This window comes from bacterium (genome assembly GCA_017744355.1).
In the GTDB taxonomy this organism is placed as follows: domain Bacteria; phylum Cyanobacteriota; class Sericytochromatia; order S15B-MN24; family UBA4093; genus JAGIBK01.
The window spans coordinates 132,840-150,288 of the sequence record JAGIBK010000002.1; the positions used below are offsets into that span (position 1 = coordinate 132,840).

The window sequence follows — 17,449 nt, forward strand, 5'->3', positions numbered from 1 at the left end:
ACGCCACGCGAGCGATTCGTGGTATCCCCATGGCGCGATCCTTGACGGTAAAAAGCGAACGACCGTATACTACCCCCTCGTTCCGTCCGAGATCGGGGGAAGACCGGTGTGATTCCGGCGCTGTCCCGCAACGGTATGGGGTCCTGCCCCGAGCCCGATTACCCGATCCCGGCGTCTAGTCCGTCCTGCTCTTCGAGGCAAAGAGCCAGCACGATCGGCGTTTCGGCCTTTCTCTCGTGTTGCTTTTTGCCCTCATCTCGAATGAGGGCTTTTTTCATGCGCATTCGCCGCTGGGCGCTCTTGCCCTGCGTCATGCTGGTCGCCATGCCGGCCCTGGCCGCCGAAACGCTCGAACTGACACCGGTGACGGTGCGCGCGGCGCGTCCGCGCTTCCCCGAGCAGCCCCAGGCCGTCACGCTCATCGACAGGGCCAAGATCGAGGCCTCTGGCGCAAGTAATCTGGCCCAACTGCTGCGCCACGAGGGAGGCCTCTCGATTCGCGAATACGGCCCCGTTGGCCAGCTTTCGACCGCCACCATGCGCGGGTCGCTCGGCGAGGGCGTTCTGGTTCTCCGAGATGGGATCAAGCTCAACAGTCCGACCCTGGGGGGCGCGGATCTCTCGACCATCCCCCTGATCGGAGTGGAACGGGTTGAGATCCTCTCAGGCGGGGCTTCCGGCCTGTTCGGCTCCGAGGCGGTGGGTGGGGTCATCAACTTGATCTCCGGCCAGGCCCCGTCAAGCCGTCTGGAGGCAGGCGCCGGCAGCTGGGGACAGCGCTTCGTGCGGGCCGAGACCGGTGGGGTTGTCGGCGACACCACCCTCAGGGCTGCGATCAACCGGCAGGGTGCCGACAACGCCTACCCGTACTATGACGCGATCCGACGCGAGGAGAAGAGTCGCCTGAATGCCGGGCTCGATGCGCTCGGTGTTTCGATCGGGGCGAGGCACAATTGGCTGGATGATGTCCTGAGCGCCGACCTGTCTCTCTCGGACCAGCAGAAGGGGGTCCCGGGTCCCATCAACGTGCCTTCCGCCAAGGCTGCTCAGCGCGATCAAGACGCGCTGGCCGCCATTCGCTGGGAGCGTTTCTGGCAGGACGGCCCCCGGCAGCTCACATCCCTCTCGCATCGTCACAACCTCCTGGACTACAGCGATCCGCTCGCGGGGGGAGGCATGGACTCAGAGACGATCGTGGACACGACCGATCTGCAGACGCAACTTGAGTGGACGGGAGAATTCAACGTCGCAAGCTGGGGACTCGGGGTGACCCAGGATGCGCTGGGCAGCAGCAACCTCGGCGCTCGCGCGCGCACCTCGCTGGTCACTTTCGTGCACGACACCTGGTCCATCAGCGATCGCTTCACCTTGCATGGGAACTTGCGCCTCGATCACAACTCCACCTTCGGCCTGAACACCAGTCCTCGCGTGGGAGGCACTTTCGCACTCTCGAGTGACGCGCGTTTGCGTTTCGCGGCAGGGCAGGCTTACCGGGCGCCCACCTTCAACGACCTCTACTGGCCGTCCGGCGGCAATCCAACGCTGCGCCCCGAGATCACCCGACTCTTCGAGGTGGGGGCGGACCTCGCCCGCGGCAAGGCCCTCTCGGGGGCCGTGACCGCCTTTCTCAATCAGGGCACGGACACGATCATGTGGCTGCCGGGGGCCAACGGGATGTGGAGCCCGAGCAACATCGGGCGGACCGAGACCCTGGGCCTCGAGTTGAAGGCGGCGCTCAGTCCCCTGGATGCCTTGAAATTCGAGGGCAGCGGGACCTGGCTCTCAGCGCGGGACCTCGCAACGGCGGGGGCAGGCGCAGGCAAGTTCCTGATGTATCGCCCGGACCTCTTCGGCCGCCTGGAAGCGACCTGGCGCCCATTCGAGCCCCTCGCGCTGAGCGCCGGCTGGGATTACACGGGCAAGCGCTATACCACCGCCGCGAACACCGAGTTCCTGGAGCCCGTTGGCCTGTGGTCTGCCCGGGCGAGCTACGCCGCGACGCGGCACGACACGCTGAGCGTCCGGGGCGAGAACCTTTCGAACGCTTATTACGAACTGCAACCCAACTACCCGATGCCCGGGGCCAGCGTTATGGCTTCATGGGCGCATTCTTTCTAAGAGAGGAATCAATGAAGAAGATCGTCGCGTTTGCCGCGCTTTCCCTGGCGCTGGCGGCTTGCACTGCCCCCAAGCCCAACGAGGTCCCCGTCACGACGGCTCCTGTGACCCAGAAGGGCTTCTACATGTTCGTCATGAACGGTCTTGGGAAGACCATCGACCGCGTCAACCTCAAGACCCGCGAAGTCACCCTGGGCGTCTTGAAGACCGGCGAGGTGCCGAACCAGCTATTTACCGTGGGGGAGAGCACCTACCTCGTCAACGCCCAGGACGCCACCATCGATGTCTTAGACCTCAAGGGAGGCTCCAAGAAGGACACGATGGTGCTTCGAGTGGGCAGTTGGCCCCAGTGGTTGGCCTTTGGCGCTGATGGCAAGGGCGTGGTCGCTCACTATAACGCCTTCGGGAGCAAGGAGCTGGCCTGGATGGATTTCGGCGCCAAGACCCTCGAGGCGACGGCCAGCGCTGCCGAGCTGGCCTGGACCTCCACCGGGTGCGTGATCGCGAACGGAAAGGTCTACGCTCCCGCCAAGGTTGCCGAATGGGGGCAGCCGAGCACCTCATCCGGCTGCTACGTCTTCGACTACGCGACGCATGCGCTCTTGAAGACCATCTCGCTCGAAGCGACGGATGACCCCACCGAGATCTCGCTGAGCCCGAACGGGAAGGTGGAGCTCGGCGTCAATACGGGAGTCGTCGTCATCGATCCGGCTACTGATGCCGTCGTGAAGCGCCTCGATTTCAAAACCCCCGTCACCACCATGCGCTATGCCAGCGCGACCAAGGCGTATGCCACGACCGAAAAGGGGCTCGTGAGCTACAATCCCACGACCTATGAGATCCTTCGCGACAAGGATCATGCCATCGCGTCGGTCGCGTCGATGTTCGGTTCGTTCCGGATTTTCAATAACGCGGCCTACATCCCCAACATGGCCTCTAACTCGATCCAGGTCATCGACCTGCTCACCGAAACCGCCTCGGGTTCCGACATCCCGGTAGGCTCTGGCCCTCAGGATGTGGCGTTCGTGACGGTCGACGAGTAAGCCCTCGTGAAAATAGGCGCTGCTTTTGCGGCGCCTATTTTTGTGAACCCCTTCTATTTATTTCGTAACGATGCTTTACTAAGCTATATTGATGTAATCGAGCGAATGCTTTGCATTCCAGCCTGCTAGTCCCCCTGCTCGCGCAGCGTTGCGCCAACCCATGACCGAGGCAGACGACGTTGACTGGCCTTGACTCACGCGAACCGGCCCGAGAGCTTCCCGCCGCGTTATACCGGTATTGGCCGGTCGTGCTGGTTGCGTGCCTCGGGCTGGCCGTCTCGATCGCGGCCTATTTCGGGGTGCGCGAGCGCGAGCAGGAGCGCCAACGCCACCGTCTCGAACAGCAATCGAGCGGAGTCGCCACCAGCCTCATCAGCAATCTGACCGATTACCTGGAGGTGCTCCACTCCGTTCGGGCCTTCTACGATGCGAACCCCAGGGTCGATCGCGCACAGTTTCGGACCTTCGCCACCACCACCTTGGCCCGTCACCCCGGGATCAAGGCCCTCGAATGGGTGCCCCGGGTGCCTGGGGCCGAGCGTCAGGCCTTCGAAGCGCGGGCCCGGGCGGAGGGCCTCGCCGCCTTCCGGATCACCGAGCGGGATGCTGCGGGGCGCCTGGTGCCAGCCGCCGAGCGCAGCGAGTACTATCCGGTCTACTTCGTCGAGCCCCAGGCCGAGAACGCGCAGGCCTTGGGCCATTCGCCCCAGATCGCGACGCGTCAGCAGGCCCTTGCCCAGGCGCGCGACGCCGGCAATGTGGTTGCAACCGAACGTTTCTCCTTGATCCAAGATCGCTCGAACGGGGCTGGAGTGGTCGCCTTCTTGCCCGTCTATCGCGGCGGCGGCGTCCCCGATACGATCGCCGAGCGCCGCGAGCGCTTGATGGGCTTCGTGGAAGGCGTGTTCCGGGTCGACGACATCGTGACCGCCACCCTGCGGGGAGTAGAGCCGAAGGCCCTCAACTTTCACCTCTACGACGACTCCGCTGCAGACCCGGCGCGCTTCTTGGTCGGCTACGCGGACGGACGCCCGCTGCGCGCCCCTGCCACCGTGAGCGCCAAGCCCTGGTCGCTCGGCTTCGACTTCGGGAGCAGGCGCTGGTCGTTCATGTTCTACCCGGCGTTCGGCGCCGTGGCCGGGGGCCTCTTCCCGTGGACGGTCCTGCTCGCGGGCTTCCTCTTCACGGGCTTGAGCGGCGGCTATCTCTTCAGCCTCCTGAGCCGGAAGGCGGACATCGAGCGTGAGGTCATCGAACGGACCACCGAGAACCAGCGCGCCTTTGAGGAGATCTCCCGGCGCACCCTGGAGCTGCAGCAGGCTCAGGAGCTCGATCGCCTCAAGACCAACTTCGTCAGCGCCGTCTCCCACGACCTGCGCGCGCCGTTGACCTCGATCCTGGGCTACGCGGAGTTTCTGGAAGAAGAGATCGGGGGCCCCTTGAGCCCCGCGCAGCGCGGCTTCGTGGAGCAGATCGGCAAGGGGACGCACCGCATGGAGCACCTGCTGGACGACTTGCTGGACTTTGCGCGGATCGACGCGGGCACCTTCGTGCTGCGCGTGCAGCCGGTGGATCTCGGCGCGCAGATCCGCGAGATCGCCGAAAGCCTCACGCCCCAGCTGGCCGACGCGCACCTGGCCCTGGAGGTCGCGGTGCCCCCGACGCCCTTGCTCGCGGCCCTCGACGCGCAGCGCATCGAGCGGGTGTTCATCAACCTCCTGAACAACGCCATCAAGTTCACCCCGGCCGAGGGGACCATCCGGGTCCGAGCCATGCGCTCACCCGATGGGCTACGCTGCGAGGTGGAGGACACGGGGATCGGGATCGCCCCCGAGGACTTGCCACGCCTGTTCCAGCCCTTCTCCCAGATCGAGAATGGCCTGCACCGTGGCGGCGCAGGCCTCGGCCTGAGCATCAGCAAGACGATCGTCGAGGCCCACGGCGGCTCGATCGAGGTCAGCAGCAAGCCCGGCCAGGGCAGCCTCTTCGTGCTGCGCTTCCCCGAAACGGCCGAGAGGGCGGCCGAAACCACCCTCTCGAACTGAACCTGGTTTTGTTCGCTACGCTTAGCGCTTGGTGCTGCCGGCCGGGAGGCTCAGCTGCGGAACGCGCTTGAGCGCGGGGGCCGTACCGCTGTTATCGCTGACAAAGAACGCGACGGTCTCTTCCAGGATCTGCGCCTGCTGCCGCAGGTCGGTCGCCGCGCTGGAGACCTCCTCGGTGGCGGCAGAAGCCTGCTGAGAGCTGCGGTTGAGGCTCTCGACGGCCAGCACGACTTGGTCGGCGCCCTGGCGCTGCTCGCTGGTGGCGTAGGTGACCGTGTGGGTCAGCTCGTTCATCTCAGCCACCGCGCCGGTCACCTGGTCGTTGATACCGGCCATCTGCTCGGCCGCAGCCACGATCTGGGAGCTGGCCCGGGCCTGTTCGTTGGTCGCCGCCGAGACCTCGCTCAAGAGGCTCGAGACCTGGTGCGAGGCGTCCTTGATCTTGGCGAGCGCCTCGCTGGTGTGGCTCGCGAGCTGCATGCCCTCGCTGACCTTGGCGGCGCCCTGCTCGGTGGCGCCCACCGCCTGGGTGGTCTCCTTCTGGATGCCCTTGATGAGGTCCCCGATCTCGCGGGTGGCCTTGGCCGACCGTTCGGCGAGCTTGCGGACCTCGTCGGCGACCACCGCGAAGCCGCGGCCCGCCTCACCCGCACGGGCCGCCTCGATGGCAGCGTTGAGCGCGAGCAGGTTGGTTTGCTCGGCGATGTCGTCGATCACCTCGATGATCGCCCCGATCTCGCCCGAGCGCTGGTCGAGCATCCGGATGGTGTCGAGGATCCCTGCCATGGTCTCGTTGATGGCCTGCATGCCGCCGATGGTCTTGGCGACCGCGGCCTCGCCGGCGTTTGCCGCCTCGCTGCTCTGGAAGGCGACCTGGTTGGCGTGACCCACGTTGCCGGCCACCTGCTGGATGCTCGCGGCGAGCTCCGAGATGGAGCTCGAGGTCTGGGTGACGGCCGCGGCGAGCTCGTCCGACTGTCCACGCACCAGGTTCACCTTGGTGCCGAGACGCTGGACGCTGTTGTCCACCGACTGGAGGTTGGCGGCCATCTCCTCCATCGCCGCGGAGGTCTCCTCGGCGCTCGAGGCCTGGACCGAGGTGGTTTCGCCGAGGCGGGCGCTGGCTGAGTCGATCTGGACGGCACCGGCGCTGACCGAACCCGCGGCGGTGCGCACGCGGTCCACCACCTCGCGCAGGTTGGTGACCATTTTGGCGATCGCGTTGCCGAACTGGTCGCGATCGCTCTTGGGCGCGATGCTGCGGGTGAGGTCGCCCCGGCTCATGGCTTCGGCCACGCCCGCGACCTCCTTGAGGTAGGTCATCATCGACTCGAAGGTGCGGGCCATGTCGCCCAGTTCGTCCTGGCTCTGGACGTTGAGACGCTGGTCCAGCTCGCCCTTGGCGATGCCCTCGGCGGCGGCGGCCACCTGGGCGAGGTTGCGGGCGATCTGGCGCGAGAGGGCAAGGGCGATCCCGAGGCCCGACGCGACCGAGAGCGCCAGGGCGATGAGGGTCATGGTCAGGGCCCCCTGGAAGTCGCGCTGGGCCTTCTCGGTGGTCTCCTTGGCGAGGCGCTCGTTGCGCTTGACCATCTTGTCGACCCCCTCGTCGAAGGCCGTATAGACGGGCAGGGCTTCCTGCTTGATGACGCGGTAGGACTCGACGTTGCGGTTGGCGCGGCTCAGGACGAGAGCCTTTTCCAGCAGTACCAGGTACGCCTCGTAGTTCCGCTTGGCCTCTTCGTAGAGGGCGCGGTCCGCATCGGAGCGGATCAACTTCTCGTAGTGGGCGAAGTTGTCGGTGAAGTAGCGCTTGTTCTGCGCGATCAACCCTTCGACCTTCGCGATCTCCGCTTCTTCGGTTTCAAGCAGGTGGCGGTTGGCGTAGCGCTGGAGGGCCGAGACATTCTTGTTCATGTAGCCGAGGAGGGTCGCCTTGGGCAGCCGGTACTCGGCGACTTCTTTGAGGTTGTCGTTCATGGTGCCCAGTTGCATGAGGGAGAAAACCCCAAGGCCGAGCGTCAGCAAGCTCGTCGCCAGAAAACCACCCAGCAGCTTCTTCCCAATGGTCAATCGCATGAGCTCTCCTTCGAAAACCGGGCAAAGAGGACATTTGCGATTCAACTATGGACGAGAGCCCGGCCGTAGGGACCATGGTCCCAAGTTGGGACGGGCTTTGTTATACAAATATGAACCAGTGGGGGTGTGGGCTTAAACCTGCTCGATGCGCCGCAAGGGCAGGCGCCATTCGAGGATGACCGAAGCGATGCGCAGCCCGCAGACCACCGCCAGAAGGCTGAAGAGGTAAACGGGCGTGGTCGGCAGGCCCATGGCGATCGCCGCGCCCGCGAGCATGGCCCAGACCACGTACAGGCTCGTGTTCTGGAAGACCATGGGGCGCCTGCGGGCGAGGACGTCGCGGATGAGGCCTCCGCCGGTGCCGGTCATGACCGCCGCCAGGATGACGGCCAGGTGCGACAGGTGAACCTCGACCGCGTAGAGGGCCCCCTGGATGGCGAAGGCCGCGAGTCCCACCGCGTCCAGGTACATGGCCAGCCGCAGCCACCGGCGGATCCAGCGGCGCGGCAGCAGGTAGGTCGCGATGATCGAGGCGATCGCCACGTAGTGCAGGGTGGTCTGGGCCCAGAAGCCCTCGAGCGGGATACCGAGCAACAGGTTCCGCACGATCCCGCCTCCGAAGGAGGCCGTCATCCCAAGGAAGAGCACCCCGATCACGTCGTAGTCCTCCTCCATGGCGACGACGGCGCCGCTGGTGGCGAAGGCGATGGTGCCGATGACGTTCAAGATTTCCCAGACCATGAGGCCATCATAACCGTCTATCGGCGCCATTTCCAGGCTTTTTTAACGTGCTGATAACCGAATTTTCGAGCGAACGGGGGATAACCATGGAGTGTCCCGTCCTAGGAGCCTGCGATGCAACCGATCAACGCCGGACAGCCCCCAAAGCCCGTGATTGCGGCCGTTTCCGTCCCTGCGCCCACCGCCCCGGCGGTGCGGCCGCCGAAGGCCGAGCTCAAGGCGCAGCGCCTCGGCGCGATCGACGAGTTCTTGATCGTGTCAGGCGCTCATGGCGAAGGCCCGGCGATCAGCGCCAAGGACGGGCAGAAGCTCGGCGCGCTGGTCGATGCCCTCAAGGCGGCCCAGGGCAAGGCGGAAGCCGACCCCGTCACCCGGGTCTCCAAGGAACTCGGCTATCACGTCGACGTCACGAACGAGGCCAAGCCCAAGTACGAGCGCCCAGAAGAGCTCGCCCGCGACCAGGCCGAGAGCAAGGCCCAGAGCAAGCGCGCCGACATCGCCCCGGGCGTCATGCTCCAGCGCAAGTCCAACGGCGGTCAGTACGGTATCCGCCAGCTCCGCGCGGACTCGCCGTTCGAGCGGGATATTCCCGTCACCGGCTTGCAGAAGACCGACAAGACCTGGTCCGTCCCCACCATCGAGAACCCGAAGGCCAAGGACGGGAAGTTCGACCCCTTCGACTACATGCCGAACATCGTCTTCGCGAGCAAGGAGGACTCCTTCCCCGTCCTGCCGGATCTCGACGGTGACGGCAAGACCAAGACCGACGCCGACCACTACGATCACGGGGTGATCGGTGGCAAGCAAGCCCTCACCGGCGCCTTCACGGTGGCGAAGAAGGGCGAGTACACGGTCATGACCTACAGCTTCTACGAGGTGGACAACAAGTTCACCAACTACCACCGAGGCGACTCGAGCACGGTCTCGGTCTACATGAAGCCCGACAAGGCAGGGAAGCTCAAGCCCGAGTACCTCTACACCTCGTGGCACTATGCCGGCCATATGACCGCCTGGGACGATCTCAAGAAGGGGCCCGACGGCCGCCCGGTCGTGCTGGTCGAGCGCGGGAGCCACGCGGTCCATCCCTTCGGCAAGAAGGAAGAGCTGCCCGCCAAGGGCCTTTGGATCAACGGGGACGGCAGCACCGCCCTCAACGGCAAGCCCCTTGAGAACCGGCTGGGCTTCGTGAGCCCTCAGACCAATATCGAGGGGGCGCGGCAGCTCGACCTGAGCGACGCGAAGGACCTGGCGACCATGGACACCTATTTCGCCAAGTACCCCGAGCGGACCCACCCCATCCACCCGATCCTCTTCCAGAAGCTCGGTGATCTGAAGTAATTCAAGCCATCGCCTCGCTGCCGATGGCCTCGTTGCCCTGGACGAAGCGGACCAGTCGCGCCAGGTAGCTCGATAAGGGTGGTACGGCCAGACCGCTGCCATGCAAGGCCGCCTGCACCTGGGTCGTGTCGTAGTGGGTCGGGTGGGCGAAGTAGTCCACGGCGGCCGAGGGGATTTCCATCAGCCGATAGAGGCCCGGGACGCGGTCGATGGCCTTCTTGGCGAGCCCCGGATCGAGCGGCACCCGCAGAATCTTGCGCCCGGTGGCGCGCTCCAGCGCGCGCAAGAGCGCATCCACGCTCAGGGCGTTCGGGTCGGCCAACTGGTAGATGCCCCCGACGGTCTCGGGCCGACCTGAAAGGTGCGCGATCGCCTCGATCACGAAGTCGCGCGGCACCACGTTGAGCCGGATCCTCCGCGGGTCGGCCACGACCGGCACCAGGGCGAGCCCTTTCTGGCGCAGGATCCAGCGGATCAGGAAGTAGGGGCCGTCGTACTTCTGGGTGGCGCCGGTGCGGCTGTCGCCGACCACGATGGCGGGCCGGTACACCGTCGCGGGCAGCCCGCCTTGCATCCGGCGCTGAACCTCCACCTCGGCCAGGAACTTGGTCTCCTCGTAGAAGTTGTTGAAGGCCTGCCCCACATCCAGATCCGTCTCCCGGAAATGGCCGTCGTGCCGCCCGCTCACGTAGCAGGTGCTCACGTAGTGCATGCGTGAAAGCCCCGGACAGCCCTCGGCCCAGTCCAGGAGGTGACGGGTCCCTTCCACGTTCACCTGCATGGCCGGCTCGCGCGGGACGCTCAGATCGTAGATCGCCGCCAGGTGGTAGATTTCGACCGTCTCGCGCTTGAGCGTCGCATCGAGGCCCAGCCCGGGCGCCCTGAGATCCCCGGCTTCGAGCAGGATGCGGCCTTCAAGCTCCGGGTGCCGGGCCTCGAGCTGGGCCTTGCGCGCGAGGGCCTGGTTCACGAACTTGGGCTGGATGAGGCAGGTGGCTGTGAGCTCGGGCGCGCGCAAAAGGACCCGCGGCAGCAGCTCGGAGCCCAGAAAGCCGGGAAAGCCGGTGAAGAGGACGGTGGGCAAGTGAAGCGCTACTCCTTCTCGAGCTTGAGCGAGGCCGAGTTGGCGCAGTAGCGCAGGTGGGTGGGGGCTGGGCCGTCGTTGAAGACGTGGCCCACGTGCGCGCCGCAGTGGCTGCACATGACCTCGGTGCGCACCATGCCGTGGCTGCGATCGACCGCCTCTTCGATGCTGTCGCCCTCGACGGGCGCGTAGAAGCTCGGCCAGCCGCAGCCCGCATCGAACTTGGTGTTGGAGCTGAAGAGGGAGGCGCCGCAGGCGGCGCAGTGGTAGATCCCTTGCTCGGTGGTGTCCCAGTAGGCGCCGGTGAAGGGGCGCTCGGTGCCTTTCTGGCGCATGACGTGGTACTGCTCGGGGGTGAGCTGCGCGCGCCACTCGGCGTCGGTCTTCTCGACGGGATAATGCTTGGTCGATTCCGCCATGTCCGTTCTCCTTCCCGTGGGGTGCTGCTCTCAGTTTACGAGATTGGCGTGATTTGGGAAGGCTGCTTCGCGTGCTGCTCGGCGGCGATCATCTCGGCCGTGCGGCAGCCGGCCTCCAGGGCCCCCGCGATGCTGCTCTGGACCAGGATCTCGCTGGCGAGGTAGAGCCCTTCTTCCAGCTTGGGGTCGGGGAGCTGCGAGAGGCACTCGGGCGTTTCTCTGAACTGGGCGTAGGGGATCCGGTCGATGCGCAGCGCCTCCCAGTCCTTGAAGTCGTGCCGGGGGAAGATGTCCGCGAGCTCCTTTCGGCAGCGATCGACCAGCGCCCCGTCGCTCGCCTCGGGATCGCCGAGCACCTGCACCAGGCTCAGCTGAGATCCCACTGGGGCGCAGGCGGGGTTGATCCGCGAGGCGGGCGCCAGCTGGTTGACGGTGCGCGAGGGGGTGGCGTTCAGGAGGATCGACGGGGCGTCGTAGAGCGGCGTCGGATGCTTGAAGGCCAAGTTGACCATCCCGTGGCCCAAGAGGCCGAATTGCCGGCGACTGAGGCGCTGCAACTCGGGAAGGGCCGTGGCGAGGACCACGCGTTCGGCGGCGAGGCGCTCGCCGTTTGCAAGCGACACCATGAAGCTGCCGTCTCTTTGCCTCTGGAGTGCCTTCACCCGGGTGCGCAGGCGCAGCGCACCCGTCGGCAGCCGCGAAGCCAGCTGATCGGGGATCGCTTGCATGCCAAGGGCCGGGATGCTCGCGCCTCGCAGCGCCATCATTTTCCAGTAGTAGCGGAAGAGGCTCGCGTCGGTCGCCAGGACCGGGTCGAAGAAGGTCCCCGAGAAGAAGGGATCGAGGAAGTGAGAAACGAAGCCTGCCGAGAAGCCGTAGCGCCGCCAGTAGGTCCCGGTCTCGATCCCCATGGGCTGGACCAAGTGGGCATCTGGGAGGCTCGCCACATCGAGGGTGAGCTTGGCGAGGAGCCACTGGTCCCGGCGAGTGAACCACGGCAGCCGCAGCGTGGCGAGCACCGCCTGAGCGTCGAGCGGATCGAGCAGGAAGTCGTCGATGCGCACACCGTCCCAGACGCGTGCGCCCGGCGTGAGGGGACGCAGCTGGAGCGCGTCGAGGTCGAGCAGTTCGCGGGCGATGGGGTAGGCGGGGAACAAGACCTGGAACCCCGCGTCGATGATGAAGCCGTCTTGCCGGTGGCTGCCGATCCGGCCGCCCACCCGGGAGGTGGCCTCCAGCACGAGCACCTCCAGCCCTTGAGCGACGAGCGCGTTGGCGCAGGACAGCCCCGCAAGCCCCGCTCCGACCACGATGGTTCGTCCCATTCGCTTGCCTCCTTTAATCCCCGAGCGGCTCCATTCTGGGACCCAGAGGCGAGCGGAGCCGCCCCGGGGGCCCCAAAAAAGATCGTCCGATCTCGCGCTTGAAGCTTGCTCGCTTTCTCGTATGCTGCCTTCGTCCCATACAGGCAAGCGGAGGATTTTTCGATGCACCAGCCTTCCCCTGTAAAGTCCCAGCCGACGGCAGCGGCGGCGAACCAGGCGCACCGGCGCTTCCCACATCCCGGCAGCCCGACGTCCCCGATTCGCTTGCATGCCCGCTATGCCAACTTCATCGGTGGCACCTGGATCGCCCCCATCGAGGGGCGCTACTTCACGAATGCGAGCCCCGTGACCGGCCAGGTCTACTGTGAGGTGCCGCGCTCGAGCGCCCGTGACGTGGACCTGGCCCTCGATGCCGCCCACCAAGCGTTTCCCGCTTGGTCGCGCTTCTCGGCCACGGAGCGCGCCCAGATCCTCAGCGCCATCGCCGATCGGATGGAGGCGCACCTGGAGGAGCTCGCGGTCATCGAGACCTGGGACAACGGCAAGCCGATCCGCGAGACGCTCGCAGCCGATCTACCGCTTGCCATCGACCACTTCCGCTACTTCGCCGGCTGCTTGCGGGCCCGCGAGGGGGCGCTCTCCGAGCTCGATCCGCAGACGGTCGTCTACCACTTCCACGAGCCCCTGGGGGTGGTGGGCCAGATCATCCCGTGGAATTTCCCCCTCCTGATGGCCGCCTGGAAGCTCGCCCCGGCGCTCGCAGCGGGCAACTGCGTGGTCCTCAAGCCCGCCGAGCAGACCCCTGTGAGCATCCTTCACCTGTTGGAGCGGATCGCGGACCTCTTGCCCCCGGGCGTGGTCAACGTGGTCAACGGCTTCGGTCCCGAGGCGGGGGCCGCCCTCGCCCAGAGCCCTCGGATCGCCAAGCTCGCCTTCACCGGCGAGACGGCCACGGGCCGCTTCATCATGCATCAGGCGGCCGAACGCCTCATCCCCGTGACCCTGGAGCTCGGCGGCAAGTCCCCCAACCTGTTTCTCCCCGACGTGCTCGCCTATGACGACGCCTTCGCCGAGAAGTGCCTCGAGGGCTTCGCCATGTTCGCCCTCAACCAGGGCGAGGTCTGCACCTGCCCGTCACGGGCGCTGATCCACGAGGCGATCTTCGAGCCCTTCCTGGACCGGGCGATCGCTCGGGTCCGGTCGATCCGCCCGGGGGATCCGCTCGACACCACCACCATGATCGGCGCTCAGGTCTCGGCCGAGCAACTCGATCGCATCCTACACTACGTGGAGATCGGGCGTCGCGAGGGCGCGGTGCTGCTGACCGGGGGCGAGCCCCCCACCATGCCGGGGGCCCTCGCGGGGGGCCACTACATGACGCCTACCGTCTTCTTTGGCGACAACGCCATGCGCCTTTTCCAGGAGGAAGTCTTCGGCCCGGTGCTCGCCGTGACCCGCTTCAGGGATCTCGACGAGGCCCTGGCGATCGCCAACGACACCCGCTACGGCCTGGGGGCCGGTGTCTGGACCCGGGACCAGGGGGCGGCCTACCGCCTCTCGCGCGGCATCCGCGCCGGGCGGGTCTGGGTCAACAACTACCACGCCTATCCGGCCCATGCGGCCTTCGGTGGGTACAAAGAGTCAGGCATCGGCCGCGAGACCCACCGGATGGCTCTCGACCACTACCAGCAGGTCAAGAGCGTCCTGGTGAGCTACGACTCGCAGCCGATGGGCCTCTTCTAAACGCCACGGGGGGAGAGCAGCGGGGGCTGGTCGGCTTCGAGCCAACCGCCCCAGCTGCTTTCCCCGTCCGCTTAGCACCGGGAGCAGAATCGATGCCGCAATTCCCCGCCGAACAATCCGCCGAAGGCAACTTCGTTCGCCAAGTGGACGCTTTCCGCGACTGGGTCAGAGCCGACGGGAACTCGCCCTACCCGGTCGAGGCGGGGCGCTACCACCTCTACGTCTCCCATGCGTGCCCCTGGGCCCACCGCACGGTCATCGCGCGGCGGCTCATGGGCCTCGGAGCGGCCATCGGCCTGACGGCGGTCGACCCGATCCGCGACGAGCGGGGTTGGGCCTTCCGAGAGGGGGACGGCTACTCGCGCGATCCCATCAACGGCTTCGACTTCCTGAGCGAGGCCTACCACGCGACCGATTCCGCCTTCCGCGGCCGCTACACCGTCCCAGTCCTGTGGGACAAGCAGCATCGTCGCATCGTCAGCAACTCGGACGACGACATCATGCGCATGTTCGAGACCGAGTTCGCCGCCCTCGCCACCGCTCAGCCCGACCTCTACCCCGCCGCCCACCGCGCCGAGATCGACGAGCTGAACGACTGGATCTACGAGACGATCAACAACGGCGTCTACAAGGCGGGCTTCGCCACCACCCAGGCCGCCTACGAGCGGCCCGCCTACCGTCTCTTCGAAGCCCTCGACACCCTCGATGTGCGCCTCGCCTCGCGGCGCTACCTGATCGCCGATCACCCGGTCGAGACCGATTGGCGCCTCTTCACCACGCTCGTTCGCTTCGATGCGGTCTACTTCGGCCACTTCAAGTGCAACCTGCGCCGGATCGTGGACTACCCGCACCTCTCGGGCTACCTGCGGGACCTGTACCAGGTGCCGGGCATCGCCGAGACCGTCAAGCTGGACCAGATCAAGCGGCACTACTACGTCACCCACGACGACATCAACCCGACGCGGATCGTCCCCATCGGGCCGTTGCTCGATTTCTCGGCGCCCCATGGGCGCGAGGCCTTGCCGTAGCAGGTTGGCGCCGATGCGCCGCTTCAGGCGCGGTTCAGCGCGGCCACCGCTTCGGAGATGGCGGGGGGCCAATCGGGGTGCAGGTGCTTGCGCATCTTCTCGATGAGCGCCTGGCGGTGCCGCTCCAGGGCGGCGGGCGCGTCGATGCAGCGTTCGAGGTTCGCGACGATCCCAAAGACGTCCAGGCGCCCGATCTTCAGGCGTGAGGCCTGGTCCAAGAGGCGCGCCGGCTCGCGCAGGGCCAGGGAGATCGTCTCCAGGCCGAAATAGAGGCTGTAGCCGAGGAAGAGCCGGATCGGCCGGTCCGAGACCGGCATCCGCTCCAGGTACTCGTGCGCGCGGCGGGCGTGGTGCAGCACCGAGAGCATCACGGGACTGAGGGCTTCGAGGGGGGACTGGGCCGCGTTCGGTTCGAGCAGGGTCGCGGGCGTCAGCTTCGCGGCTTGCAGGGCGTCGAGGGGGATGAACAGGCGCCCTTCGGCGAAGTCGTTGCGGACGTCCTTGAGGATGTTGATCTTCTGGAGGTACTGCCCGAAAGACTCGGCCCGCTCGAGCAACTCGAAGTAAGCGTTCTTGGCCAGGTCGGTGGAGTGCAGGTAGAACAGCTCAGTCAGCATGAAACCGACGGTCCCTGCCACGTAGTGGCAATAGCGGTGGAGCTGGTCCATGCTCGGCAGGGCCGCCACCTGCTTGCGGTGCGAGTCGAAGACCTGCTGCATCTCGACCATGCCGACGGCCATCTCGTGGACGCAGCGTACGAGGATGGGCTTCACCTCGGCCGGCAGGGATTCGAAGCTTTCGAGCACTTCGGGCAGGTGCCGCATGAGCAGCACGTCGTGCTCGGAGCTGCCGCTGAGGCGATGCTCGGCCACCATCAGGTGCCAATCATGGGGCAAGGGGTCGATGCCCTCGATCCCGCGGCGCAGGCTCCCAATCAGCTCGGCTTTTTCCGCGAGCGAGAGGTTCGGTTCGTCCTCGATGGTATCGAGCAGGCGGCAGAGCAGGTAGCCCACGCAGATGGCCTTGCTCAGCGGCTCGGGCAGGATGGCGATCGAGAGGGCGAAGGTGCGGGAGACCTTGGGCAGGAGCCAGAAGCAAGTGTCCCATGCATGTTTGGTAGAGGCGGCGGTCGACATCGGGTACTCCATGAGGACGAGGAATCCCTTTGTATACCATACCGCTCGCCTGGAATCCAGCTTGCCCCGAAAGGCTGGAAACCCGTCAGGGCGCCGCGGCGCTCCCGATCCGGAACGCTTCGAGGGCATTGTCTTCTGCCGCCTGCGAGAGGGGAATGAACATGTTGACCTGCAACTGATCCAGCTGCCGGTTGTAGTCCTTGATGGCCTCGGCTGCTTCTTCGGTTGTGAAGAGGGGGCGCGACACCTTGTCCATCCAGACCCAGCTCGTGATCAGGCTGCTCACCACGCCTGCGATGGTCAAGCCGTTCGCGACGGCGGTGTAGGTGCTCGGGACGGCCAGGGGGTCGCGGTAGAACGGATCGTTCGCCGTAAGCCCCAGGCCGAGCCCCAGCACCCCGAACGAGCCCAGGGTGGCCAGGCCCCATTGGTTGCGCGCGGTCTCCTTGGTGGCGACGCTCGAGGTGAAGTAGGGGGCCGCCTTGCTCTGGGTGATCAAGGAGATGAAGCGCTCGTTCGAGATGGGTAGGTCGCCCTTGGTGATGAAGGTGCGGTGCTCGACGAAGTGGGTGACGTAGGGCATGCGCCAGCCCCAGTGCCGCCGCCGGCCCAGGTGCAGCACGGACCAGTGCTCTTCCTCTTGGCGCAGGTAGAGGCGTTCATCCGAGAGGTCGGCTGCCCGTGGGGCCGCGAGCGCGGGGAGCGCGAGCAACTGGCTCGCGACGAGGGCCATGAGGATTGAACGTCGCATGGGGTCTTCCTTTCAGCTCCTGCTATATAGGACGGCGCGACGGCTCAAAAGGTTTCATGGCCTCGCCTTGAGCCCCTACTGCTCGGCTGAGACCACGATGTCGAAGGTGGCGCGGGGCGTCTCGTCCGGCAAGAAGCTCGCGGGGTGGTAGCGCTCCGCCGAGACACGATAGGTGCCGGCCGAAGGCAGGGTGACCGAGACCGTCGCGAGCTTGGAGCCGTAGTCGTCCGTGCAGGCGATATCCTGGTTCGAGCGCTTGCTCTCGCGCATGGCGCTCAGCACCACGGACCGGGAGGCCTCATCCACGGTCGCCGTCAGCTCTTTGAAGCGATCGCACGAGCTGCTGCCGATGATCACGCGGGCCGTGAGCACCACCGGCGTGCCGGCCATGGCGCTCTGCGGCCCATCGACCAGGGAGATCTGGGTGGGGTTGGCCTCGTACCAGAAAGTGGGCTCGGACGTGGGCTGGGGATCGGCCCCTAGCAAGGGAAAGCCCTTGCACCCGACCATGGCCAAGACGAGCAGAGCAAGAGAGGCGTAAAGGCGTGTGCGTGGCATGGCGATCCCTTTCGTGTGGCGGGCAAGACCAAGATAGTCTA

General features: G+C 66.2%; 14 protein-coding genes and 1 riboswitch. Of the genes, 6 read left to right on the top strand and 8 right to left on the bottom strand.

The genetic code is table 11. The features are described 5' to 3' along the window. The first annotated feature begins 95 nt into the window (after window positions 1–95). Window positions 96–164, top strand: a riboswitch (cobalamin riboswitch). Window positions 165–276: 112 nt separating this feature from the next. The 3 genes from J7643_06125 (at window position 277) to J7643_06135 (ending at window position 5,206) form a co-directional block, all read left to right on the top strand. Beyond that, a complete protein-coding gene (locus J7643_06125) occupies window positions 277–2,118 on the top strand; it encodes a TonB-dependent receptor (GenBank protein ID MBO9540154.1) in 1,842 nt (613 codons plus the stop codon). A gap of 11 nt (window positions 2,119–2,129) precedes the next feature. After that, on the top strand, window positions 2,130–3,161 hold the full coding sequence (locus tag J7643_06130) for a hypothetical protein (protein ID MBO9540155.1): 1,032 nt from the start codon (window positions 2,130–2,132) through the stop codon (window positions 3,159–3,161). Between the two features lie 248 nt (window positions 3,162–3,409). Continuing rightward, window positions 3,410–5,206: a CHASE domain-containing protein gene (locus tag J7643_06135; GenBank protein MBO9540156.1), complete on the top strand. Its 1,797-nt coding sequence runs from the start codon at window positions 3,410–3,412 to the stop codon at window positions 5,204–5,206. Window positions 5,207–5,227: 21 nt separating this feature from the next. On the opposite strand, the gene J7643_06140 is transcribed toward J7643_06135, so the two are convergent. Then, the gene (locus J7643_06140) at window positions 5,228–7,285 is read right to left on the bottom strand and encodes an MCP four helix bundle domain-containing protein (GenBank protein ID MBO9540157.1); all 2,058 of its coding nucleotides are present in this window, start codon (window positions 7,283–7,285) and stop codon (window positions 5,228–5,230) included. Between the two features lie 132 nt (window positions 7,286–7,417). Continuing rightward, window positions 7,418–8,026, bottom strand: a complete 609-nt coding sequence (locus J7643_06145; GenBank protein ID MBO9540158.1) for a trimeric intracellular cation channel family protein — start codon at window positions 8,024–8,026, stop codon at window positions 7,418–7,420. 114 nt (window positions 8,027–8,140) lie between these two features. Between J7643_06145 and J7643_06150 the strand changes: the two genes are divergently transcribed. Next, window positions 8,141–9,364 (top strand): hypothetical protein, encoded by a 1,224-nt coding sequence (locus J7643_06150; GenBank protein ID MBO9540159.1) that lies wholly within the window; start codon window positions 8,141–8,143, stop codon window positions 9,362–9,364. Between the two features lies 1 nt (window position 9,365). Here J7643_06150 and J7643_06155 read toward each other — a convergent pair whose 3' ends face one another. Genes J7643_06155 through J7643_06165 form a run of 3 tightly spaced genes read right to left on the bottom strand, consistent with a single transcriptional unit; the run spans window position 9,366 to window position 12,192 of the window. Then, window positions 9,366–10,448, bottom strand: coding sequence for an SDR family oxidoreductase (locus J7643_06155; GenBank protein MBO9540160.1), 1,083 nt, complete (start codon window positions 10,446–10,448; stop codon window positions 9,366–9,368). 8 nt (window positions 10,449–10,456) lie between these two features. Then, window positions 10,457–10,867 (bottom strand): peptide-methionine (R)-S-oxide reductase MsrB, encoded by a 411-nt coding sequence (msrB, locus tag J7643_06160; GenBank protein MBO9540161.1) that lies wholly within the window; start codon window positions 10,865–10,867, stop codon window positions 10,457–10,459. Between the two features lie 35 nt (window positions 10,868–10,902). Further along, window positions 10,903–12,192, bottom strand: a complete 1,290-nt coding sequence (locus J7643_06165; GenBank protein ID MBO9540162.1) for an FAD-dependent oxidoreductase — start codon at window positions 12,190–12,192, stop codon at window positions 10,903–10,905. Between the two features lie 162 nt (window positions 12,193–12,354). Here J7643_06165 and J7643_06170 point away from each other — a divergent pair, with 162 nt between their 5' ends. Together J7643_06170 and J7643_06175 are read left to right on the top strand one after the other, a co-directional pair. Beyond that, window positions 12,355–13,935: an aldehyde dehydrogenase gene (locus J7643_06170; GenBank protein ID MBO9540163.1), complete on the top strand. Its 1,581-nt coding sequence runs from the start codon at window positions 12,355–12,357 to the stop codon at window positions 13,933–13,935. A 92-nt stretch (window positions 13,936–14,027) separates the two neighbouring features. After that, window positions 14,028–14,963: a glutathione S-transferase family protein gene (locus J7643_06175; protein MBO9540164.1), complete on the top strand. Its 936-nt coding sequence runs from the start codon at window positions 14,028–14,030 to the stop codon at window positions 14,961–14,963. A gap of 23 nt (window positions 14,964–14,986) precedes the next feature. Here J7643_06175 and J7643_06180 read toward each other — a convergent pair whose 3' ends face one another. The 3 genes from J7643_06180 to J7643_06190 all read right to left on the bottom strand — a co-directional run bounded on the left by J7643_06180 (window position 14,987) and on the right by J7643_06190 (window position 17,408). After that, a complete protein-coding gene (locus J7643_06180; protein ID MBO9540165.1) occupies window positions 14,987–16,099 on the bottom strand; it encodes a squalene/phytoene synthase family protein in 1,113 nt (370 codons plus the stop codon). A gap of 85 nt (window positions 16,100–16,184) precedes the next feature. Further along, window positions 16,185–16,850: a hypothetical protein gene (locus J7643_06185; protein MBO9540166.1), complete on the bottom strand. Its 666-nt coding sequence runs from the start codon at window positions 16,848–16,850 to the stop codon at window positions 16,185–16,187. Window positions 16,851–16,925: 75 nt separating this feature from the next. After that, on the bottom strand, window positions 16,926–17,408 hold the full coding sequence (locus J7643_06190; protein ID MBO9540167.1) for a hypothetical protein: 483 nt from the start codon (window positions 17,406–17,408) through the stop codon (window positions 16,926–16,928). Between the last annotated feature and the right edge of the window lie 41 nt (window positions 17,409–17,449).